Below are 21,764 nucleotides of genomic sequence, written 5' to 3' on the forward strand. Positions count from 1 at the left end.
CCGGCAGGCGTCAGACCAAGGCGTAGAGGCGGCCTGCGGCCCAGCCCATGAATACCGACATCGCCACCGCCAGCAAACCATAGGCAAAGGCGTTCTCCTGGCTCTGTTCGGCCACCAGTCGGTCGAACCCCTCCTTGCGCACATCGACATCGACACTGGCCGATGCAATCACCCGCCCGCCGCGCACGGCGAAGGTTTCCGCGACATAGCGGCCCACCACCACGTTGGAGGGCAGCGAGATGCGCGCCTGATACAGCACGCCTTCGGAAATGGTCACGCTGTTCTCGTTCTGCTGGAACAGGCCCAGCCGCCGGCGCAGGTCCACCAGCCCGGCGGTAAAGCGGTCATATTGCGCCTGATCGATCGTGCCGGTGGGCGAAAGCTGCAACTGGTCAAGGCCGAATTCGTAAATTGCCGCCGTGCGCGGATCGACAATATCGGCCACCGGCGCGGAACTGGCCAGTGCAAAGAAGGACGGAACCGAACGGAACGAGGTCGATTCCGCGTTCACCCAAATCCCGGCAATGCGCTGCTTCTCGCGGATGCGGATCGCCTGCGAAGGGCCACGCAGGATCACCACGATATCGTAATCGTCGCCGCCACGCCGCCCGTCCGGTTCCAGAATGGCTCCGAACAGCAGCAATTCGGCACCGGTAAAGCCCTGCCGCACCAGAACTTCATGTTGGCTGATTTCTGTTACCAGAATCGGATCGGCCTGCGCACGCAAAGGTGCGGCCCACAGCGCCGCGAGCGCCGCCAGCAGTGCGGCAAGAATCCCTATCCCCCTCACAGCGGCACCTCGGTATATACCTCGTCCGGCACAACGCCGAGGCCGAACAGCATCCGCAGCGCCACCAGCAGCACGATCACGGCCAGCGCCAGCCGCAGATATTCGGGCTTGGCGCTGATCGCGATGCGTGTGCCGATCTGCGCGCCGCTGACCGATCCGATCAGCAGCAGGCCCGCCAGCACCAGATCCACGGCCTGCGTGGTGAGCGCGTGAACCATGGTGGTCATCATGGTCACGAACAGGATGTTGAACAGGCTGGTGCCCACCACGACATTCGCGCTCATCCCCAGGATGTAGAGCATCGCGGGAACGAGGATGAAGCCGCCACCCACGCCCATCAGCATCGTCAGTATGCCGACCACCATGCCCAGCAGCAGCGGGGCCAGTGGCGAGATGTAGAGACCCGAACGATAGAACCGCCAGCGCAGCGGCAGGCTGGCAATCAGCGGGTGGTGCCGCCTTTTCGCAGGGCGCGGCGCGTCTTCCGGGCGACGGTTCATCGTGGCAAGGCTTTCGCGCGCCATCAGCGCACCGATCGTGCCGAGCAGGAGGACGTAGAGCACGGAGATGACCACGTCGATCTGCCCCCAGGCTTCGAGCAGGTTGAAGATCAACGCGCCCAGCAACGATCCCAGCAAGCCGCCCGCCACGGTCACCCCGCCCATCTGGTAATCGACCCCGCCCCGGCGGCTCTGCGCAATCACGCCCGACACGCTCGCCCCTGTCACCTGCGTGGCGGCCGAGGCGGCGGCAACGGTTGGCGGGATACCGTAGAAAATCAGCAGCGGCGTGGTGAGGAACCCGCCTCCCACACCAAAAATGCCCGACAATATGCCCGTGGCACCACCCAGCAGCACGATCAGCAGACCGTTCACCGCAAGGTTGGCGATGGGCAGATAGACATCCATACCACCCGCCTAACTCATAGTCCGGCTGGATAGAAGGTGAACGGTGCCTTTGACTCAAAAACCGGCGGATAGTGTGAGCGCGGGGCCACTCGCAGGCTCGGCATCGCCCGCCACGCGGAACCGGTAATCGGCCGCCAGCCGGGCGCGGGCATCGCCAAGGCGGAAAGCCAGCGACGCGCTTGGCCCCACATCCAGCCGCGCGCCATCCGCTTGCGCGCCGCCCCAGGCTCCGCCGCCTGCGCGCAGGTCAAATCCGCGCGCATTGCTGGCAAGGCTGCGGTCGACCCGCGCCTGCCCGTCGACAAAGGCCGTGGCATCGCGCCCGCCCACATAGCCCGCCTGTATATAGGCTTCGCCTGCAAAGCCGGCAGGCAGGCGCTGCACCGGCAATTCGGTTACCGCATAGGCCGCAGGGCGCAGCGCTGTTTGACCGGCCCGATTGCCCATGCGCATTTCCGCCGCGACGCGCACCGGCAGCACGGCCAGCGGGCGGATCGACAGACCAAGGGCCGCCTCCTCCTCAGGCGCGCCCTGCAAGGCCGCCGCGCCGCGCAGATAGGCCTGCGGACGCTGGTGCGAGGCGGCCGCCAGATCGAAACGGAGCACCGCGCCTGCCTGGCTGCGGCCATAGGACGGCCGGCCCGATGTGATCGGCGTGGTGGTGTCCTTGCGCCACATCATCCAGCCATCCGCGCTCCAGCGGCTTGCATTGCTTGCGGAACTGCGCGCAGCGGCGGCTGGTGGTGCTGCACTCACGCTGGGGGCTGCCGGCGCAGTGGCGCTTGCCTGCATCACGGTGGTGGCAGCAAAATACTGGGCGATCTGCGGAATCATCCGCATCTGGGAAAAACCCGCCGCCATCAGAAGCGCGTGTCCGGCCGCTATTTTCGGCTGGACGGGCCTTGCCAGCTTGTTTTCGGCCATTCCCGCGCGCCTGATTTCTGCTGCCGGATCACCGGGCGCAGCAGGGGCGGCAGGCAATGCGGATGGCGGTTCCGGGGCAGCGTCGCGCGCGGGCGGAGAAGCTGGCTCCAGCGGGGCCGGGTTCCAGTTGGCAGGGTCGAACGGGCCCGACAGCGCATCTGTGTCCTGCGGCAAACCTCTTGCGGTTTCCGGTGCAGGCGCGGGGGGACGGGGAACCGCCTGCGGGGCGGCCACGAACCGTGCCGAGATCTGCGGGACGACCGGGCCCAGTTCGGGCAGTGGAGACGTCCAGGTGAAAGCGCGCAGCAGAACCCATCCTGCCAGCACCAAGGCCAGCAGCATGAGCGGCTGTCCACGCGCGGCGGAACTGGCGTTGGGCGAACCGTTCATGCCGCAAACTCGCGGCCGGGCATAACGCCGCTGTGCCAGTGGGCGGGCGCAAGCGGAATCTCCGCCGTTTCCAGCGCAGCGGCCGGATGTCTGTCATGCAGCGTCTTGTGCCAATGCAGCCTGCCCCCGCGCAACTGCCGCCAATAATCCGCCAGCGCCCGCCGGCCCGCCATGATCGCGATGACATTGGCAACCGGAATGCGCAAAACGGCCCGCACTCCTTCGGCCCAGCCGTGTTCGCGCGCGGTAAAGGCAAAACGCCAGGCCGCCCGCCAGATGAACGCCGCCAGATTGGCCGATACCAGGAATGTCAGCAGCGGATCGGCCTGCCACGGGCGCGACAGTCCGCCAAAGTCGAGCAGCAGGAACAGCGCGGTCAGCGCAAAGAAACTGTATCCGCAGGCCAGCACCAGCGCGGCGAACGGCCCGCGCCGGTCACGCAGCCGCATCCAGCCTTCGAGCAGGCGGCCCATGCCTGCGACAGGCCTTGATCCGGCTGCGCTGCCAGAACCCGTTCCCCAGCCCAGCCGGTCCCACCCCTGCAAGGCGATGCCGTGCACCCAACGCGCCTTTTGCCGCACCGCCTGATCAAGCCGCGCGGGGAAGAAGGCGCGCGTGGCGATCAGCGATCCGTCGTCACCATGCACGCGCAGGAAACGCGAACGCCCGCCCAGCGCATGGACCCGCATCCCGATCTCGTAATCCTCGGTCAGCGATTCGACCGAGAATGGGCCGGGTGAGGGCGATCCCGCATCGGCGCTGCCCATCTGCTGGGCCAACCGGTGCAGCATCCCCCGCTCGATCGCACAACCCACCCCGGCGGCGGGAAGGCAGGTGCCCAGCCAGTTGCGCACCACCATGGTCTTGCCGTGCGCTTCGGCAAATTCCTCGCAATAATGGCTGCCGATCCAGCGCGACTGCGGCTGCGGCAGGGGCAGGACGGGGATCTGCACGAATTCGGCGTGATCCACCGCGCGGTCGATCAAGGCCAGTTCGGCCGCATCGACCATGTCCTCGGCATCGTGCAGCAGGATCAGCCGCGCAGGCTGCCCGCGCCGCGCCTCGTCGACTTCCAGCGCGCGATAGAGGCGATTCAGGCAATCGGCCTTGGTGCTGGGCCCGTCGCAATCATGCACCACCAGCCGCACGCGCCGGTCAGTCCCCGCGCCGCGCATCGCCGCTTCCAGCGTGGCCGGGTCATTGCGGTAAATGCCGACATAGATGACATACTCGGCCTGCGGCCAAGCCCGCAGCGCGTGGGCGATGGTATGGCCGATTACCCTGTCTTCGCGCCAGGCAGGGATAAACACCGCCACCGTGCCTGCCAGATGGCGGCACCGCAGATCCTCGCGGTCAACCACCAGCCGCTTGGCGCGACCCGACAGCTTGAGCCAGCCGAACAGGCCGTCGACCAGCAATTCGTCCAACGCGCCGATCAGGAAGAACACCCCGGCGAACAGCAAGAGTTCACGCTCCATCAGCGTCAGCCAATGCAGCAACGTCCAGTCGCCCATCTTTCCCCTGCGTCCCGCCTGTTGAGCCCCCGGCAGCCTGCGCAACCTACGCGCGACTACCTAGTCTGTTCGGCCTAACCCAGATGACAAAAAAGGCAATGGGGTGGAGGGGAAGGGCTGCGAGAATCGTTGTGCCAGCGCAGGTCAGGCAAAAAGCGGGCCGGATCACTCCTGCCCGCCTTTGGCGCATGTGCCGCTCAAAAATCAGGTCTTGTTGACCGGCGCGTCCTCGCCCAGATCCTCGTACCAGGCTTCCACCGGCCCGCTCAGCTTGATGGTCAGCGGGCGGCCGCGGCGATCCATCGCCTTGCCCGCCTGCACGCGCACCCAGCCTTCGGACACAGAATATTCCTCGATATCGGTGCGCACGCGGCCCTTGAAGCGGATCCCTACGCCGCGCTTCAGCTTCTCCGCATCGAAGAACGGGCTGGACGGGTCGATCGCCAGGCGATCGGGCGGCATATCGGCCGCTGAAGCGGTGGTGGGAGCAGGCTGGGCGTCCTTGATCGGATCGCTGGGGGTTTCGTCAGTCATAGGCCCGCGCTTAGCCGCAGCCCCGCCCCCAGATCAAGCCGCACCCGATCTCGCCCGATACCCGCCCAATGGCCGCTTGCCCTTTTGCGCGGGCGCATTTAAGGGCGAGCGCCTGTTTGTCAGGCATGCAGCCTGAAAGAATTCGTCGGCCTTGCGGGCGTGGCGGAACTGGTAGACGCGCTGGATTTAGGTTCCAGTATCGCAAGATGTGGGGGTTCGAGTCCCTTCGCCCGCACCAGCGTCCGTCCCGTTTCCCCGTTTCCGGCCCCAGATCGGTTTGAAAAGAAGGTTACCCAATGCAGATCGTTGAAACCAGCAATGAAGGCCTCAAGCGCGCTTACACGCTGACCATCCCGGCCAAGGATATCGAGGCACGGATCGACAGCGAAGTGAAGAAGATCGCGCCTCAGGTGCGGATGCCGGGCTTCCGTCCGGGCAAGGTGCCCGCAAACCTGATCCGCAAGATGCACGGCGATGCGCTGCATTCCGATGCGCTGAACACGGCGCTGCGCGAATCGGTCAACGGCCTGATCGCGGAAAAGGCCCTGCGCCCTGCGCTGCAACCGCGCGTCGACATGGCCGAAGGTTATGAACGGGGCAAGGACGCCCTGTTGACGGTGGAAGTCGAAGTGCTTCCCGAAATCGAAGCGCCTTCGGTTGACGGGTTGAAGCTGGAAAAGCTGGTTGTGCCCGTCACCGACAAGGAGCTGGACGAGGCGCTGGCCCGCTTTGCCGCCAACCAGAAGAGCTGGAAGGACGCGCCCAAGACCAAGAAGGCCGCTAATGGCGATCAGCTGATCATCGATTTCGTGGGCCGCGTGGACGGCGTGGAATTCGAAGGCGGCAAGGCCGAAAACACCCCGCTGGTGCTGGGTTCGGGCCAGTTCATCCCCGGCTTCGAAGATCAGCTGGTGGGCGTGAAGGCCGGTGACACCAAGACCATCACCGTCACCTTCCCCGCCGATTACCCGGCTGCCAACCTCAAGGGCAAGGACGCCGAATTCGACGTCACCGTGCAGGCGGTGAAGGTGGAAGACGAAACCAAGGTGGACGAGGATTTCGCCAAGTCGCTGGGCCTTGAAAGCCTCGACAAGCTGAAGGATCTGGTCCGTATTCAGCTGGAACAGGAAACCGCCGGCCTCACCCGCACGCAGATGAAGCGCCAATTGCTCGACAAGCTGGCCGCCGATCACGATTTCCCGGTGCCGCCGACCATGGTGGAAGCCGAGTTCGAGCAGATCTGGCAGCAACTGCAGGCCGAAGCCGCGCGCGAAGCCGACCCCGAAGCCGCCCGCGCCGAGATCGAGGCGGAAAAGGACGATTACAAGCGCATTGCCGAGCGCCGCGTGCGCCTGGGCCTGCTGCTGTCTGAAATCGGCCAGGCGAATGGCGTGGAAATCACGCAACAGGAAATGTCGATGTTGATCCAGCAGGCCGCCGCGCAATACCGCGCGGAAGATCGCCAGCGCTTCATCGAATATGTCCGCAGCGAACCCATGGTGCAGGCGCAACTGCGCGCCCCGCTCTACGAAGACAAGGTGGTCGATTTCCTGTTCGACAAGGCCGAAGTCACCACCCGCGAAGTGACGCGCGAGGAACTGGAAGCCGCGATCGAGGCCGAGGAAACGCCTGCCGCTGACGCCAAGCCTGCCAAGAAGGCCGCCGCGAAAAAGCCCACTGCCAAGAAGGCAGAAGCCACGAGCGTCGATGCGGAAAAGCCCGCGGCTGAAAAGAAGGCTCCGGCCAAGAAGGCGGCTGCGAAGAAGGCGGACGCCCCGGCTGAGGAAAAGCCCGCCGCGAAGAAGCCCGCTGCCAAGAAGCCGGCGGCCAAGAAGTAAGGCCCAGCCGCAAGTTTGGTTGCGAAAGGGGCGGCCCGGCAACGGGTCGCCCTTTTTCGTGGGCTAGAAGCTGCCCGACACGCTGAAATTGAACACCTGCCCGATCGCGAGGCGCCGGTCTTCGGTGAACAGCAGCGGGGAAGTGTTGCGCGGACCGTCATAAATCGTGCGCACCATCACGCTGCGCCCATCGAACAGATTGCCCACGCGCAGCCGCATCGTCAGCCCCAGCACATCCTTGTTCTCGACAAAGACCGCGCCAAAGGTGGGCACGTTGTAATCCAGCGTCACTTCCGCCACGCGGTAGGCGAGCGCGTTGGTCGTGTGGCGGAATTCCAGCCCCCAGGCCCAATCGGTTTCCGGCACGTCGTGGCGCAGGTCGAGCCGCAGTTCGAACGGCGAATTGCGATCGAACCGCCGCTTCTCGCCCGTGACCGGATCGATCAGCGAGCTGTCCTCTGCCGTCACGCGCGCATCCAGCTGCGCGCCTTGCCAGCCCACCGCCGGGCCCAGTTGCAGCCGCCCGTTGAAGCGCAGGCCATAGCGGCGCGCACGGTCGATATTGCCGCGCGATTCCAGCCCGCCCGCCGTTGGAATGATGGTGATGAAATCTTCCACACGGTGATCGAACAGAGCCAGCGTGGCCGAACCCAGCGCGCCGAAATTGCGCGTGATCTCGATCTCGCCTTCCCAGCTCTGATCGGGGCGCAATTGGTTGTTGCCCGAATTCTGGTTGTTTTCCGACAGGTTCACGCTGGCGAGGAAATCACCGAAATTGAGCTGGCCCACCCGCCGCGCCAGGCGAAAGCGGATGTCCAGCCCGTCTGCCGCCGCCCATGCCAGCGAGAGCGAACCCTTGGGCCGAAGGAAAGTGCGCGACAGCGCGTTGCTGCCGGTCTGCGCAATGGTGGAATGTTCCGCGCCCGCGCCGATCTGGAGATTCAGCCCGTCGGCAATCTGTGTGCCGTAGCTGAGGATCGATTCATACCGGTCCTCGCGCACGCCGCCCTTGCCCGCCGGGAATGGGATTTCGACAAACGCCGTTTGCGCCGGGTTGTAGACGAACAGGCTGCCGACATTATCCAGCCGGTTGAACGCCGCCTCAGCGGAAAGCTGCCAATCGCCGCCCAGCATATTCCACGAATATTCGGCGCGCCCAATCCGTTCGCCTGTGTCGCTTTGCCGGGTGAAACGCGTGCCGAAGGTGGGATCGTTGCCGATATCGAACAGCGCCTGCGTGCGGAAATTGCCGCGCCGGAAGCTTTCCAGCGCGATCAGCTTCAGCCGCCCGCCCACCAGCGGAAATTCGACATCCGCCCCCAATTCATAGCGCCGCTCGTTATTCTGCGTGCGCAGCGCCTCCAGATAATCGGGCAGCGGATTGCCGGTGATCCGGCTTTCGTTTTCGTAGCTTCGGAAGATCACCAGCCCGCCGGTGAGGTTGAGATTCACCTTCACATCAGGCGCGGCTTCAAAGGCGAAGCTTCCGGTTATCTGGGGGCTACGAAAATTGCCTGCCTGCGTGTTGAAACGCGGGTCCACCATGCCATCGGCATAGGTGAAGATCGCCGGCCCTGCCGATCCGCGGATAAAGGCATTGACTGACAGGCCCAGCGAGTAATCGACCCCGCGATAGGTGCCGCGCGCGGATATGTCACCCTCGCTCCAGCCGATGGGTGCAGGGCCGGTGGACGCCTGCGGGCGCCAGCTGAAATTGCCGGCAATGGTGCTGGTCTGGGCAATGACATTGGCCACCTGTCCCGAAAGGCCGGGGATCTGCAGGCTGGCTCCGTCGACGATCTCGATCCGCACCACATTGGCCGCCGGGATGCGGGCCAGTTCATCCTGCACGCTGTTCGATTTGCTGGATATGCGATCGCCGTTGATGAGCAGATTGCCGCTTGCCTCGCCAAAGCCGCGCCCGCCGCCGCCCGGCCCGCCGCCGCTGCTGATCTGGAAGCCCGGTACCTGCCGCACCATGTCGAGCGCGGTGCGCGGCGCGACGCGGGCAAAATCCGCAGGGTAATAGACGCGCGGCGCATTGGTCAGCGCCAGTTCGGCGGGAGGCAGCACCGCGTTTTCATCAGCGGGATGAGCAAGAAGATCACCCGGATTGACCGGCGCCTGCGCCTGAGCCTCTGCCGCGTCCTGCCCAAACGCTGGCACAGCCCCGCCCAACATGGCGACAGCCATGGCGAAGCGGCCCGACCAGTTCAGGCAGTTGGACAGCAGCTTTTCATCCCCCTTGGCGCAGCAAGTTGACTAAGTCCGGTTCGGCTAGACCCAAGGGGCAGGGGTGGCAACGGGCTTAATGTAACAAACTGTCATTCCCCGTCGGGTGACCACGGTCCAAATCGCGGGCGCGGCAGCACCGCCGTGCGCGCGCGTTCATAGGCGGCGCCCGCCTGCAACACGCGGTGGTCGCTCCATTTGTGGCTGATGAAGGACAGGCCCACAGGGAGCCCTTCCACCGCGCCCATCGGCACGGTCAGATGCGGATACCCCGCAATCGCGGCCAGACTGCCCGCACCGATCCCGCCGGTGAAATGGTCGCCCAACACCAGATCGATCGACCATGCCGGCCCTTCGGTCGGGGCGATCAGCAGCGCGACATCGTGCTCGGCCAGCAGCCGGTCGATCCCCTCGGCCCCCGCCAGCCGCAGGGAATTGGCCCGTGCGGCGGAATAGGCGGCGGCATCGGTGGTTTGGGCGGCGGTCTCGAAAATGTCCTGCCCGAACCAACGCATTTCCGCCACCGCATGGGCGCGGTTGAAGGCGATCACATCATCAAGGCTGCGCACCGGAATATCGGCGGGCGATCCAGCAAGATAGGTGTCCAGCCCTTCGCGCAGTTCATACAGCAGCACGGTATATTCATCCGCCCACATCTGCGGATCGGGGGTGTAGTCCACATCCACCAGCACCGCGCCCGCCCGCTCCAGATCGGCCAAGGCCTGCGCAAATACCGCAGCCACGCCTTCATGCGGGCCAATCTGCGCGCGCAGCACGCCGATGCGCACGCCCGCCAGCGATGCGGCGTCCAGCCCTTGGGTGAAATCGCGTGCAAACTCCGCCGCGTCGGCGGTGGCCGGATCTGCCGGGTCGCTGCCCGCAATCGCGGTAAGAAGCATCGCCGCATCGCGCACATTCATCGCCATCGGCCCAGCGGTGTCCTGCGAATGGCTGATGGGGATAATATGCGTGCGGCTGACCATGCCCACGGTGGGCTTGAAACCGACAATGCCGTTCGCGCTGGCGGGGCAAGTGATCGACCCGTCGGTTTCCGTGCCGATGGCTGCCCAGGCAAGGCCCGCCGCCACCGCCGCGCCGCTGCCGCTCGACGATCCGCACGGGGATCGGTCGGTCGCGTGCGGATTGCGCGTCTGCCCGCCAATCGCGCTCCACCCGCTGGAGGAACGCGAGCTGCGGATATTGGCCCATTCCGAAAGGTTGGTCTTGCCCAGCACCACGCCGCCGCTTTGCCGCAAGCGCGTGATGAGCGGCGCGTCGCGTCCCGTGGCGTTACCATTCAGCGCCAGCGATCCGGCGGTTGTCGGCCATTCGCGCGTTTCGATGTTGTCTTTCACCAAGACACTGCGGGCGAACAGGTTTCCACGCACGTCTTCTACCGATTGAATAGCATCCTCGGCGGTAGCGGCCTGCACGATAACCGCATTGAGCACAGGCCCGGCATCGTCGAGCGCCGCGATGCGTTCCAAATAGCTGTCTGGCAGTGCGTAATCCGGTTCAGGATGGTGGGACGCAGAGATTTGCGCCACACACAGCGACGGGATCAGCGTAGCGAAAACAAGTCCGGCAGCGACAATACGATGTTTCATTCGCATTCTCTGCGCCGCTCGGATTACCTTGGCAATATGGCCCGAAGCCGTGCGCCATTGCGGACAATTTCGTGCCCCCCTTGCACATCGCGCCATCAGGCGCGACATAGGCGCCACCTTATTACTTGCGAGGGCATTCATGTTCGATCTGTTCGGCGACAGCCGCGACCGTTTCCATACCGATCCCGTTACCGGCGCGCTGGTGCCCGTGGTGGTGGAATCCACCAGCCGCGGCGAACGCAGCTTTGACATTTTCAGCCGCCTGCTGCGCGAACGCATCGTGTTCGTGACCGGCCCGATCGAAGACAACATGGCGTCGCTGATCGTCGCGCAATTGCTGTTCCTCGAAAGCGAGAACAGCCAGGACATTTCCATGTACATCAACAGCCCCGGCGGCGTGGTGACGGCGGGCATGGCGATCCATGACACGATGCAATATATCAAGCCCAAGGTGCGCACCGTGTGCATCGGGCAGGCGGCATCGATGGGCAGCTTCCTGCTCGCCGCGGGCGAGCCGGGGATGCGTGTGGCGCTGCCCAATGCGCGCATCATGATCCATCAGCCCAGCGGCGGCGCGCGCGGCATGGCGTCCGACATCGAGATTCAGGCCAAGGAAATCCTGCGCATCAAGGCGCGCATGAACGACCTGTATGTCAAGTATACCGGGCAGAGCCTGGAAGCGGTGGAACGCGCGATGGACCGCGACACCTTCCTGGAGGCCGACGAAGCCAAGGCCTTCGGCCTGGTGGATGCCGTGTTTGCGCATCGGCCCAAGACCGATGGCGAGGAAACGGCCCCCGGAACAGGCGGCGCGCCGGAGTAAGGAAACCCCTGCCCGCTTGTAGCATTTTGGCAACCCTGTCCCTTCAGGCTGGCGCAAGCCAAGCGGATATAGGATAGGCCCGATTGATATTGCGTGCGCCGGCTTTACACTGGCGCGGCGACTCCTGCGTCTTTGCCGGTATTGGACCGGGCCGGCGCAGCAAGGAAGGTTATGACCAAGTTGAGCGGATCCGATAGCAAGAGCACCCTTTACTGCAGCTTCTGCGGCAAATCCCAGCACGAGGTGCGCAAGCTGATAGCTGGCCCCACCGTGTTCATCTGCGATGAATGCGTGGAATTGTGCAACGACATCATCCGCGAAGAAGCCAAGGGCGGCGTCGGGGCCAAAAAGGACGGCGAAATCGCCACCCCGCGCGAAATCTTCGAAACGCTGAACGATTACGTGATCGGGCAGGACCGCGCGAAGAAGGTGCTGAGCGTCGCGGTGCACAACCATTACAAGCGCCTGAAATATTCGGGCAAGGCGAACGATGTGGAACTGGCAAAGTCCAACATCCTCCTCGTGGGCCCCACCGGCAGCGGCAAGACACTGCTGGCGCAGACGCTGGCGCGCACTTTCGATGTGCCCTTCACCATGGCCGATGCCACCACGCTGACCGAAGCGGGCTATGTCGGCGAGGATGTGGAGAACATTATCCTGAAGCTGCTCCAGGCCAGCGACTACAATGTCGAAAAGGCGCAGCAGGGCATCGTCTATATCGACGAGATCGACAAGATCACCCGCAAGTCGGAAAACCCCTCCATCACCCGCGATGTCAGCGGCGAAGGGGTGCAGCAGGCGCTGCTCAAGCTGATGGAAGGCACCACTGCCAGCGTGCCGCCGCAGGGCGGACGCAAGCATCCGCAGCAGGAGTTCCTGCAGGTCGACACGACCAACATCCTGTTCATCTGCGGCGGGGCGTTTGCCGGGCTTGAAAAGATCATCGGCGACCGTCTGCAAAAGCGCAGTATCGGCTTTGGTGCCAATGTATCTGACCCCAGCAAGGCGCGCGTGGGCGAGATGCTGGAAAAGTGCGAGCCGGAAGATCTGCTGAAATTCGGCCTGATCCCCGAATTCGTCGGCCGCCTGCCGGTGATCGCCACGCTGCACGATCTCGATGTTCCCGCGCTGGTGACGATCCTCAAGGAACCGAAGAACGCGCTGGTCAAGCAATATGCCCGCCTGTTCGAGCTGGAAGATGTAACGCTTACCTTCACCGACGAGGCACTGGAAGAAATCGCCAAGAAGGCGATCACGCGCAAGACCGGCGCGCGTGGCCTACGCTCGATCGTGGAGGCGCTGCTGCTCGACACCATGTTCGACCTGCCCGGCATGGACGGCATTTCCGAAGTGGTGGTGGATGCCGATGTGGTTCACGGCCGCAAGGAACCCGTGCGCGTGATGGACGGCAAGAAGGCGAAGAAGGAAGAAGCGGCGTAGAGCCCGCCCCTTCCAACGGATGACGGCGCCGATCGCCATTCTGGCCGTTTCGGCACTGTTTCTTGGCGTAATGCTGACCATGTCGCGCTGGCTTGCGGGGCACTTGCCGGCGTCCGGCGAAGTTCCCGTGCATTTCAACTGGCGCGGCCAGCCCGACAGGTTCGGCTCGCGCTGGGTGACGCTGGCGCTGCTGCCTGCGATTTATGGCGCGTTATGCGTGGTCACGGCGTGGATGGCGGCAATTCGGCCGGATCGGATCAACCCGGAAGATTTTGCTCCGGCATTGCTCGGCCACCTTGTCACCAGCCTGATCGTTCTGGTCGCGCATGGCCTCGTCATGTGGCTGATGCTGCGCTGGGTGCGGCAGCAGCGCTAAGCGCAGCCCGCGCAATCCGCGCCCATCACCTCCACTTGCACCGTGACATGGCCGATGGCGTAATGATGCGCCAATTCCTCTGCCAGATCGTGCAGGAAGGCGTCGCCCGGATGTCCCGCTGGCATCACCAGATGCACCGACATGGCGGTTTCGGTGGTGCTCATCGGCCAGATGTGCAGGTCGTGCAGGCTGGCAACGCCGGGTAATCCTTCCAGAAAGCCGCGCACGGCGTCCACATCGACATTGGGCGGCACCGCGCCCAGTGCCAGCTTCATGCTGTCCTTCAGCAGGCCCCACGTGCCCACCGCGATCACTGCCACGATGGCAAGGCTCACCAGTGGATCGACCAGCGCCCACCCGGTGAGCAGGATCACCGCCCCTGCCAGAACCACGCCCACGGACACCAGCGCGTCTGCTGCCATATGCAGGAACGCGCCGCGTATGTTGATGTCGCCCTTGCGCCCGCGCAGGAACAGCAGCGCGGTGGCGGTATTGATGACGATGCCCACGCCCGCCACCCAGATCATCGTCCAACCCTGCGGTTCCACCGGATCGATCAGGCGGTGCACGGTCTCGAACAGGATCGCCCCAATCGCCACCAGCAGCAGCATGGCATTGGCGAGCGCGGCCAGGATGGTGGAACTTTTCAGCCCCCAGGTGTAACGCGCCGTAACGGGGCGCCGCGCGGCCAGGCTGGCCCCCCATGCGATCAGCAGCGCCAGCACATCGGACAGATTGTGCCCGGCATCGGCCAGCAGCGCCATGGAATCGGCAAGGATGCCGAAGGCCCCCTCCACCACCACGAAAGCGGAATTGAGCGCAACGCCAAGCGCAAAGGCGCGGTCGTGATTGACCGGGCCGTGCTGGTGATGCCCGTGCTCCTGCGCGTGATGATGGTGATGCCCCCCGCCCATCACGCGTCAATCGTATACGCAGGCGTCAAGCCGGTCGCGGCGCACCACGCCGATGCGCGCCTCGATCGTGTTGCCATACCGGCGGGTGAAACCGGTGGGGTTTTTCACCTCGCGCCGCTTGGGGCTGGGCAAGGCTGCGGCCATGCGGCTTGCCTCGTCGCGCGAAAGGCGCGCGGCGGATTTGTTGAAATAGCGCTGTGCGCCGGCCTCCACGCCGTAAGTGCCGATGCCCGTTTCCGCGACATTGAGGTAGACTTCCATGATCCGCCGCTTGGTCCACAGCGTCTCGATCAGGAAGGTGAACCAGGCCTCCAGCCCCTTTCGGAACCAGCCGCCGCCTTGCCACAGGAACACATTCTTGGCGGTCTGCTGGCTGATGGTCGAGGCGCCCCGCTCGCGCTCGCCCGCCAGCCGCTCCTCAATCGCCTGTTCGATCGCTTCGGCGTCAAAACCGTTATGCGTGCAGAATTTGCTGTCCTCGGCCGCGATCACGGCGGACACCATGTTGCGGTCGATCCGGCTCAAAGGTTCCCAATCGCGCGTGACGGGGTTTTCGTCGAACAGCATGGTGAGCGTGTAGGTGACCGGAACGAAGCGGAACAGCACGACCAGCACCAGGCTGAGCGCGATGAAGACGGCAATTGCCTTTGCGATCCACAGGGCGATGCGGGTGGCCATGGGCCGGCTCTAGCGAATGGTTTCCCGAATCAAAAGGGCCGGACACTGCCGCCCGGCCCTTTCGCAAATCATGGCTGGTCGATCACGCCATTGCCGGCAGCAGGCGTTCGCTGGCGATCCGCTGCATCGCCTTTTGCAGCTTTTCAAATGCGCGCACCTCGATCTGGCGGATGCGTTCGCGGCTGACATCGTAGTGCTGGCTCAGTTCCTCCAGCGTCTGCGGGTTGTCGACCAGACGCCGTTCGGTCAGGATGTGGCGCTCGCGCTCGTTCAGGCTCTCCATCGCCTCGATCAGCATTTCGCGCCGCATGTCGGCTTCCTCGGCCTCGGCGACGACCATGTCCTGCAAGGGGCGGTCATCGGCCAGCCAGTCCTGCCATTCGCCGCTGCCTTCTTCACCGTTGCGCATGGGCGTGTTGAGCGACCCGTCGCCGCCCATCATCATGCGCCGGTTCATGTTGATCACTTCCTGTTCCGGCACGCCCAGATCGGTGGCAATCTTGGCCACTTCTTCCGGGGTCAGGTCAGAGTCTTCATAGGCTTCCATCTGGCGCTTGATGCGCCGCAGGTTGAAGAACAGCTTCTTCTGCGCGGCAGTGGTGCCCATTTTGACGAGGCTCCAGCTGCGCAGGATGAATTCCTGGATACTCGCCTTGATCCACCACATCGCATAGGTAGCAAGGCGGAAGCCGCGATCGGGCTCGAACTTCTTGACGCCCTGCATCAGGCCCACATTGCCTTCGGAAATTAGGTCGGACACCGGCAGGCCATAGCCGCGGTAACCCATCGCGATCTTCGCCACGAGGCGCAGATGGCTGGTCACCAACTGCGCGGCGGCTTCGGGATCTTCATGTTCCCGATAACGCTTGGCGAGCATATATTCCTGCTCTGCCGTCAGCACGGGGAACTTCTTGATTTCGGCCAGATAGCGGTTGAGGCTCTGCTCCCCGCTCAGCGCTGGCATGGTGGTGCGCTTGGTGCTCATGGTATTACCTGAACCTTTCTCTTGTCGACCGCCTGATGCCGGCCCCTGCTGGGCACCTGACGTTTAGCGGCCACCTGTTGGTCCATCCATATAGACGAACGGCACGCAATGTAGGACGCAATTCATCGATTTGAATGACCGCATTCGTCGATAAGTTCCCGCATGTCGGGCGGAAGCGGGCTTTCAAAGCGCTGGAATGTGCCGGTTGCCGGGTGAACAAAGCCCAGAACCGCGGCGTGGAGCGCCTGCCGCTGGAAACCCAGCCTGTTGAGAATCGGACGCAACTGCGTGCTTGTTCGGCCATAGACAGGGTCGCCCACTAGCGCATGACCGATTGACGCAAGGTGAACCCGCACCTGGTGGGTTCGCCCGGTTTCCAATCGGCATTCGATCAGCGTGCACCCCTCCAGCTTTTCCAGCGTGCGGTAATGCGTGACAGCGTGCTTGCCGCGGCTGGCATCGTCGGGCAGCACCGCCATCTTCTTGCGGTCGGCATCCGATCGGCCCAGCCGCTTGGCAATCGTGCCCTGCGGCGGCGAAGGATGTCCCTGGCACACCGCCATATACGCACGTTCCACCGAGTGATCGGCAAACTGCCGTGCCAGCCCTTCATGCGCGCGGTCGCTTTTCGCCACCACCAGCAAGCCCGATGTGTCCTTGTCGATCCGGTGCACGATGCCCGGCCGCGCGACCCCGCCAATGCCCGAAAGCTGCCCCTGGCAATGGTGCAGCAGCGCGTTGACCAGCGTGCCGTCGGCATTGCCCGCAGCCGGGTGCACCACCATTCCGGCGGGCTTGTCCACCACGATCAGGTCGGCGTCCTCGAACACGACAACCAGGGGGATATCCTGTGGATGAGCCTGTGGATCATCAGGCGGCGGCACCGCGATGGCGTAATTTACCCCGGCGGCCACCTTGGCCGATGCACTGGCCGCCAACTGCCCGGCGACGATGACCTGCCCTTCCGCAATTAGCGCCTTCACCCGTTCGCGCGACAGGCCGGACGCTTCGGCCAGCGCCTTGTCCAGCCGCCCCCCTGTTGCCAGCGTTCCCGCAATCGTGGTGCCATTGTCCGCCATTGCCCGCGTCATAGCGGCAATTGGCCGCAGCGTGTATGCAAAAGCAGGTGCGAAACCCTTTGCATGAGAGGGCCGCATCGCTAAGTCAGCGGCCAAGCGCCCACTCCTTAAAGGCCCGGAAACTCTCGATGACATCTTCGCTTGATCTTGCTGCCCTGCTCTGTTCGCGGCTCTGTCACGATCTGCTCAGCCCGGTTGGCGCGATCAATAACGGGCTGGAATTGCTGGCAGAAGAAAAAGACCCCGAAATGCGCCAGCGCTGCATCGAGCTGCTGGAACAAAGCGCACGGGTCAGCGCGGACAAGCTGAAGTTCTTCCGCTTGGCTTTCGGCGCGGCCGGGGGTTTTGGCGAAATGGTGCCAACCGACGAACCGCGTGCATTGATCGGGGCACTGGTCGCGGCGAACGAGCGGCTGCAGCTCGACTGGGCGGTTCCGCTGGGCAGTCTGCCCAAGCCGGCGGTCAAGGTGCTGCTGAATCTGGCAGCCATCGGCATGGATGCGTTGGTGCGCGGCGGGGTGCTGGCGGTGGCGGCGGAAATGCGCGACACGGCAAAAGGCAAGGTGACCGAAATCGCCATGCGCGCCAGCGGGCCGCGCGTCGCCTTTGACGAAGCGATCGGCCGGGCGCTGGATGGCACGCTGGCGGCGTCCGAATTGTCGGGCCGCACGGCGCCGGCGCATATGGTGCATCTGCTGGTGGCGCAGGAAGGCGGCAGCCTGCAGGTGGCGCACGCACCCGATGCGCTGGTGGTGGGCGTCACCTTGCCCGCGCCTGACGGCCTGATCGGCTGATACGGGCTTCTCGCGATGCCCAGCCCGTTTCCGCGCGATCCGCTGGTTCACCGCGAAATGCCCTCGCCCAACTGGAACGAGCGCAAATGCCCCATCAACATGGTGGTGCTGCACTATACCGAAATGAAGCCGGTCGAGGCCGCGCTGGAGCGGATGTGCGATCCGGCCGCCGAAGTCTCCGCGCATTACTGCATCACCGAAGAAGGCGAAGTGATCCGCCTTGTGCCCGAAGACAAGCGCGCCTGGCACGCGGGCAAATCGTTCTGGCGCGGGCAAGCGGATGTGAACAGCGCGAGCGTGGGGATTGAACTCGATCACCCCGGCCACGCGCTCGGCTATCGCCCCTTTGCCGACGCGCAGATCGAAGCGCTGATCCCGCTGCTCGATTCGATCGTGCGCCGCTACAAGATCCCTTACGCCAATGTGGTCGCCCATTCGGATATTGCCCCGGCGCGCAAAGTCGATCCGGGCGAATTGTTTCCGTGGGACCGGCTGGCGCGTTACAAGCTGTGCCTGCCGCAGCCCGAACGGCTGGACCTGGGCGATCCCTTCGGCAATGATGGCGCGTTCCTGTTGGCGCTGGAACGGTTCGGCTATGACATTTCCGATCCGGTAAAAGCGATCGAGGCGTTTCAGCGACGCTGGCGGCCCGACGTGATCGACGGCCTGCCCGATGGCGAATGCCGCGCGATCCTGTTCCAGCTTTTGCTCGATCGCGATGAGGGGCGTGCGCGTTAGACTTTTCCTGCTTTAGCATCGCATTAGGCATTTTCCCGATTCGGGTTTATTCTTCCGCCCGTCACGCCACAAATGGCGGACGCAGGTAGGGGGTACGGGGATGCAAGAGAAGCTTTTTGCCGAGTTTTTCGGCACTTTCTGGCTGGTGTTTGGCGGCTGCGGGTCAGCCGTGCTGGCGGCGGCTTTTCCGGAACTGGGGATCGGTTTTGCGGGCGTGTCGCTTGCCTTCGGTCTCACCGTGCTGACCATGGCCTATGCCGTGGGGCATATTTCGGGCGGGCATTTCAACCCGGCGGTGTCGCTGGGTCTGGCGGTAAGCGGGCGCTTCGGCTGGAACGATCTGCTGCCCTATTGGGCGGCGCAGGTGCTGGGGGCGTTTGCCGCATCGGGCACGCTGTTTGTCATCGCATCGGGCATGGCGGGGTGGAGCCCTGGCGGATTTGCCAGCAACGGCTTTGGCGACCTGTCCCCCGGCGGTTATTCGCTGCAGGCCGTGCTGCTGATCGAAGTGGTGCTGACCGCGGGCTTCCTGATCGTGATCCTGGGCGCGATTTCGGCGCGGGCACCGGCGGGCTTTGCGCCGATTGCCATTGGCCTTGCGTTGACCCTGATCCACCTGATCTCGATCCCCGTCAGCAACACCTCGGTCAATCCTGCGCGGTCGACCGGGGTTGCCTTCTATGCCGAAACCGCGGCGGTGGGGCAGCTGTGGCTGTTCTGGGCTGCGCCGCTGATCGGGGCGGTGATCGGGGCTGCGATTTGGCGCTATCTGCTTGAGCCAAAGGGCGCAGAGTAAGGCAAGAGGCGGGCGGCGGCTGGTCAAACGCTGCCGCCCCGCCTATATCGGCCACGCCAGGGGGCCGGGCAGTCGCGGTCCCGCACGGGATCGAGGAAAGTCCGGGCTCCACGAAGCAAGGGTGGCGGGTAACGCCCGCCGGGCCAGCGGCGCAAGCCAATGGTCAAGGGAAAGTGCCACAGAGAGCAGTCCGCCGATGGCCCCTCAAAAGGCACAGGCAAGGGTGAAAGGGTGCGGTAAAAGCGCACCGGGGCGCTGGCAACAGCGCGCGCATGGCAAACCCCACCCGGAGCAAGACCAAATAGGGGTTCCGCGCCAATCGCAAGAAAGGCAGGGGTGCTTCGCCCCGTTGGAACCTGGGTTGGTTGCTAGAGCGCGCCCCGGCAACGGGCCGCCCAGATGAATGGCTGCCACCGCCGATACGGTCCTGTTTTCAGGATACCGTCGGCGGCACAGAACCCGGCTTACAGGCCCCCTGGCTCCTTTAGGTATCTTTCAGTCGCGCTCAGGCTGATGCGAAGTGGCTGATGCTGATCGTGCCGCCCGCCTCGACCGCCTCGATATAGCGGCGGGTGGCACCTTCCAGCACCAGCGCGGTCAGGCGGCCGCTGGAATAGGCGCCGGTATCAATGCCGATGCGGTTGCCCTTGTCCTGCGGCTGGTCGGTAATCGAATGTCCGTGCACCACCACTGCCTCGAACGGTTCCTGATGGCTCAGGAACGGCTCGCGGATCCATCGCAGATCGCTCACCTTCTGCTCGGCCAGCGGCATTGCCGGATTGATCCCGGCATGGACGAACAGATAGTCGCCGATGCGGATCATCTCCTCGAAACCGGCAATGAAATCGAGCACATCGGCAGGCACCGCTGCTGCCCACAGCTCCTGCAATTCGTCCACCGGTGCGCTGGCCAGATCCTTTGCGGATATGCCGAAGCTCTGCATTGTCTCGCGCCCCCCATGGCGCAGAAAATGGCGCATGGTTTCGAGGCTGGTGAGGCTTTTGACGAGCAGTTCCTCGTGATTGCCATACAGAATGCGCACTTTCCGGCGCGCTTGCCATTCGCGCGCCAGCGCCAGAACGCCGGCAGAAGCCGGGCCTCGGTCGACCAGATCGCCCAGCAGGATCACGGTCGTATCGGCAGTGCCGCGGGCATCGTCCGCCTCGATCGCACCGGCCAGCGCCTCGAACAGATCGAGACGGCCATGAATGTCGCCCACGGCATAGACGCGCTGCCCCTGCGGTATATGCGCAACAGGGCCTGGGGCGCGCGGTGCAAGCAGTGTGCGAAGGAATTGCAACATGACGGAATAAACGCCTTTCCCTGATGTCATTGGGAATGGCGGCCCCTTGTTTCAACGGCCGGTTTCGCTTTTTGCGCCGTTTCGCACAATGCGTTGCGAATATGCACTGCCGGACTGTCAAACTGGTGCAAGAAATCAACACATACCCCGCGATTCGCGCTGCAATGCGCAATTAAACTTGTGCAACGCAGCACCGATGGGCACTTTCCTTGCGTGCTTGCGATAACCGGCCCGCAAAGAAAGAGGCCGGAACGCTTTCACGCAGGTGGGACGAGGCATCCTGTTTAACCACAGCAATTGAGGGATATTGCTCATGCTCACGTCCGTTCGCAGCCTGATGGCTGCTACTGTTCTCGCCGGTTCCGCATTCGTCGCTGCTCCCGCAGCTGCACAGGACATTGGCGTCGAAATTTCCGCCAATGCCGCAATCGTCAGCGAATACCGTTTCCGCGGTGTTGACCTGTCGGGCGGCGACATCGCCGTGCAGGGCGGTATCGATCTGGCGCTGCCGGCTGGCTTCTATGTCGGCACCTGGGGTTCGTCGCTGGACGAAACCACCGTGGGCTATGGTCACACCGAACTCGACATCTATGGCGGCTGGTCGAGCGAAGTCGCCCCCGGCGTGACCTTCGATGTCGGCGGCATCTTCTACCTGTATCCGAATGCCGGCGCGGGTGATTTCGACTATTACGAACTCTACTCCTCGGTCGGCTTCGAAGCTGGCCCCGCTGGCCTGACGCTGGGCGTGGCTTACGCGCCGAAGCAGGATTCGCTGGGTAACACCGACAACTTCTACATCTATTCGGATGTCAGCGTTGGCCTGCCGGGCACCCCGATCTCGATCGACGGTCACCTGGGCTACACCGATGGCTTCCTGACCTACACCGCCAATTCCAAGGCGTGGGACTACTCGATCGGCGCGTCGGTCGGTCTGGGTGAAACCCTGTCGCTGGGCGTTGCCTATGTCGGCGCGGAAGGCAATTCGGCCCCCTACAACTTCGTCGATGACGCAGTGGTGGTGAGCCTGTCGGCCAGCTTCTGATAGCTGCCTGATACGCAAACGGATTGGCCCGCCCTGGCAACAGGGCGGGCTTTTTCGTG

General features: G+C 64.1%; 20 protein-coding genes, 1 tRNA gene and 1 other RNA gene. 10 read left to right on the forward strand and 12 right to left on the reverse strand.

Features of this window, described 5'->3' with window-relative positions:
* Positions 1–10 precede the first annotated feature (10 nt).
* The 5 genes from WFP39_RS02630 to WFP39_RS02650 form a co-directional block, all read right to left on the reverse strand.
* Positions 11–790: a TIGR02186 family protein gene (locus WFP39_RS02630; protein ID WP_336917589.1), complete on the reverse strand. Its 780-nt coding sequence runs from the start codon at positions 788–790 to the stop codon at positions 11–13.
* Positions 787–1,698, reverse strand: a complete 912-nt coding sequence (locus tag WFP39_RS02635) for a sulfite exporter TauE/SafE family protein (protein ID WP_336917590.1) — start codon at positions 1,696–1,698, stop codon at positions 787–789. Before WFP39_RS02635 ends, WFP39_RS02630 begins: the two co-directional genes overlap by 4 nt.
* A gap of 54 nt (positions 1,699–1,752) precedes the next feature.
* Positions 1,753–3,012 carry a hypothetical protein gene (locus tag WFP39_RS02640; RefSeq protein ID WP_336917591.1) on the reverse strand — a complete coding sequence of 420 codons (1,260 nt, stop codon included), beginning with the start codon at positions 3,010–3,012 and terminating at the stop codon, positions 1,753–1,755.
* Positions 3,009–4,526: a glycosyl transferase family protein gene (locus WFP39_RS02645; protein ID WP_336917592.1), complete on the reverse strand. Its 1,518-nt coding sequence runs from the start codon at positions 4,524–4,526 to the stop codon at positions 3,009–3,011. The genes WFP39_RS02640 and WFP39_RS02645 overlap by 4 nt, the downstream gene beginning before the upstream one ends.
* Positions 4,527–4,730: 204 nt before the next feature.
* A complete protein-coding gene (locus WFP39_RS02650; RefSeq protein ID WP_336917593.1) occupies positions 4,731–5,060 on the reverse strand; it encodes a DUF3297 family protein in 330 nt (109 codons plus the stop codon).
* A 153-nt stretch (positions 5,061–5,213) separates the two neighbouring features.
* On the opposite strand from WFP39_RS02650, the gene WFP39_RS02655 reads away from it, so the two are divergent.
* Together WFP39_RS02655 and tig are read left to right on the forward strand one after the other, a co-directional pair.
* A tRNA-Leu gene (locus tag WFP39_RS02655) sits at positions 5,214–5,298 on the forward strand.
* 58 nt (positions 5,299–5,356) lie between these two features.
* Positions 5,357–6,898 carry a trigger factor gene (gene tig / locus WFP39_RS02660; RefSeq protein WP_336917594.1) on the forward strand — a complete coding sequence of 514 codons (1,542 nt, stop codon included), beginning with the start codon at positions 5,357–5,359 and terminating at the stop codon, positions 6,896–6,898.
* 63 nt (positions 6,899–6,961) lie between these two features.
* Here tig and WFP39_RS02665 read toward each other — a convergent pair whose 3' ends face one another.
* Entirely contained in the window at positions 6,962–9,091 is a 2,130-nt protein-coding gene (locus WFP39_RS02665; protein ID WP_336917595.1) for a TonB-dependent receptor plug domain-containing protein, read from the reverse strand.
* A gap of 131 nt (positions 9,092–9,222) precedes the next feature.
* Entirely contained in the window at positions 9,223–10,737 is a 1,515-nt protein-coding gene (locus tag WFP39_RS02670) for an amidase (RefSeq protein WP_336917596.1), read from the reverse strand.
* 139 nt (positions 10,738–10,876) lie between these two features.
* On the opposite strand from WFP39_RS02670, the gene WFP39_RS02675 reads away from it, so the two are divergent.
* From WFP39_RS02675 to WFP39_RS02685, 3 genes are all read left to right on the forward strand, one after another.
* On the forward strand, positions 10,877–11,560 hold the full coding sequence (locus WFP39_RS02675) for an ATP-dependent Clp protease proteolytic subunit (protein ID WP_336917597.1): 684 nt from the start codon (positions 10,877–10,879) through the stop codon (positions 11,558–11,560).
* Positions 11,561–11,731: 171 nt separating this feature from the next.
* Complete coding sequence (gene clpX, locus WFP39_RS02680) at positions 11,732–13,000, forward strand: ATP-dependent Clp protease ATP-binding subunit ClpX (RefSeq protein ID WP_336917598.1); 1,269 nt, start codon at positions 11,732–11,734, stop codon at positions 12,998–13,000.
* Between the two features lie 19 nt (positions 13,001–13,019).
* Entirely contained in the window at positions 13,020–13,376 is a 357-nt protein-coding gene (locus WFP39_RS02685) for a DUF1648 domain-containing protein (RefSeq protein ID WP_336917599.1), read from the forward strand.
* Here WFP39_RS02685 and WFP39_RS02690 read toward each other — a convergent pair.
* The 4 genes from WFP39_RS02690 to WFP39_RS02705 all read right to left on the reverse strand — a co-directional run bounded on the left by WFP39_RS02690 (position 13,373) and on the right by WFP39_RS02705 (position 17,044).
* Positions 13,373–14,290 (reverse strand): cation diffusion facilitator family transporter, encoded by a 918-nt coding sequence (locus WFP39_RS02690; RefSeq protein ID WP_336917600.1) that lies wholly within the window; start codon positions 14,288–14,290, stop codon positions 13,373–13,375. The two genes, WFP39_RS02685 and WFP39_RS02690, sit on opposite strands and share 4 nt — an antisense overlap.
* Before the next feature lie 6 nt (positions 14,291–14,296).
* Positions 14,297–14,968 carry a monofunctional biosynthetic peptidoglycan transglycosylase gene (mtgA, locus tag WFP39_RS02695; protein WP_336917601.1) on the reverse strand — a complete coding sequence of 224 codons (672 nt, stop codon included), beginning with the start codon at positions 14,966–14,968 and terminating at the stop codon, positions 14,297–14,299.
* A gap of 82 nt (positions 14,969–15,050) precedes the next feature.
* Positions 15,051–15,953 (reverse strand): RNA polymerase sigma factor RpoH, encoded by a 903-nt coding sequence (rpoH, locus tag WFP39_RS02700; RefSeq protein WP_336917602.1) that lies wholly within the window; start codon positions 15,951–15,953, stop codon positions 15,051–15,053.
* Between the two features lie 122 nt (positions 15,954–16,075).
* Entirely contained in the window at positions 16,076–17,044 is a 969-nt protein-coding gene (locus WFP39_RS02705; protein ID WP_336917603.1) for an RluA family pseudouridine synthase, read from the reverse strand.
* A 116-nt stretch (positions 17,045–17,160) separates the two neighbouring features.
* On the opposite strand from WFP39_RS02705, the gene WFP39_RS02710 reads away from it, so the two are divergent.
* The 4 genes from WFP39_RS02710 (at position 17,161) to rnpB (ending at position 19,843) form a co-directional block, all read left to right on the forward strand.
* A complete protein-coding gene (locus tag WFP39_RS02710) occupies positions 17,161–17,826 on the forward strand; it encodes a histidine phosphotransferase family protein (RefSeq protein WP_336917604.1) in 666 nt (221 codons plus the stop codon).
* Between the two features lie 15 nt (positions 17,827–17,841).
* A complete protein-coding gene (locus WFP39_RS02715) occupies positions 17,842–18,564 on the forward strand; it encodes an N-acetylmuramoyl-L-alanine amidase (protein WP_336917605.1) in 723 nt (240 codons plus the stop codon).
* A 100-nt stretch (positions 18,565–18,664) separates the two neighbouring features.
* Positions 18,665–19,360 carry an aquaporin Z gene (aqpZ, locus tag WFP39_RS02720; protein ID WP_336917606.1) on the forward strand — a complete coding sequence of 232 codons (696 nt, stop codon included), beginning with the start codon at positions 18,665–18,667 and terminating at the stop codon, positions 19,358–19,360.
* A gap of 56 nt (positions 19,361–19,416) precedes the next feature.
* An RNA gene (gene rnpB / locus WFP39_RS02725) (RNase P RNA component class A) lies at positions 19,417–19,843 on the forward strand.
* Positions 19,844–19,865: 22 nt separating this feature from the next.
* On the opposite strand, the gene WFP39_RS02730 is transcribed toward rnpB, so the two are convergent.
* Positions 19,866–20,663, reverse strand: a complete 798-nt coding sequence (locus WFP39_RS02730) for a metallophosphoesterase family protein (protein ID WP_336917607.1) — start codon at positions 20,661–20,663, stop codon at positions 19,866–19,868.
* Between the two features lie 313 nt (positions 20,664–20,976).
* Here WFP39_RS02730 and WFP39_RS02735 point away from each other — a divergent pair, with 313 nt between their 5' ends.
* A complete protein-coding gene (locus WFP39_RS02735) occupies positions 20,977–21,705 on the forward strand; it encodes a TorF family putative porin (RefSeq protein WP_336917608.1) in 729 nt (242 codons plus the stop codon).
* Positions 21,706–21,764: the final 59 nt, after the last annotated feature.

This window comes from Alteraurantiacibacter lauratis, assembly GCF_037154155.1.
Classification (GTDB): domain Bacteria; phylum Pseudomonadota; class Alphaproteobacteria; order Sphingomonadales; family Sphingomonadaceae; genus Alteraurantiacibacter; species Alteraurantiacibacter lauratis.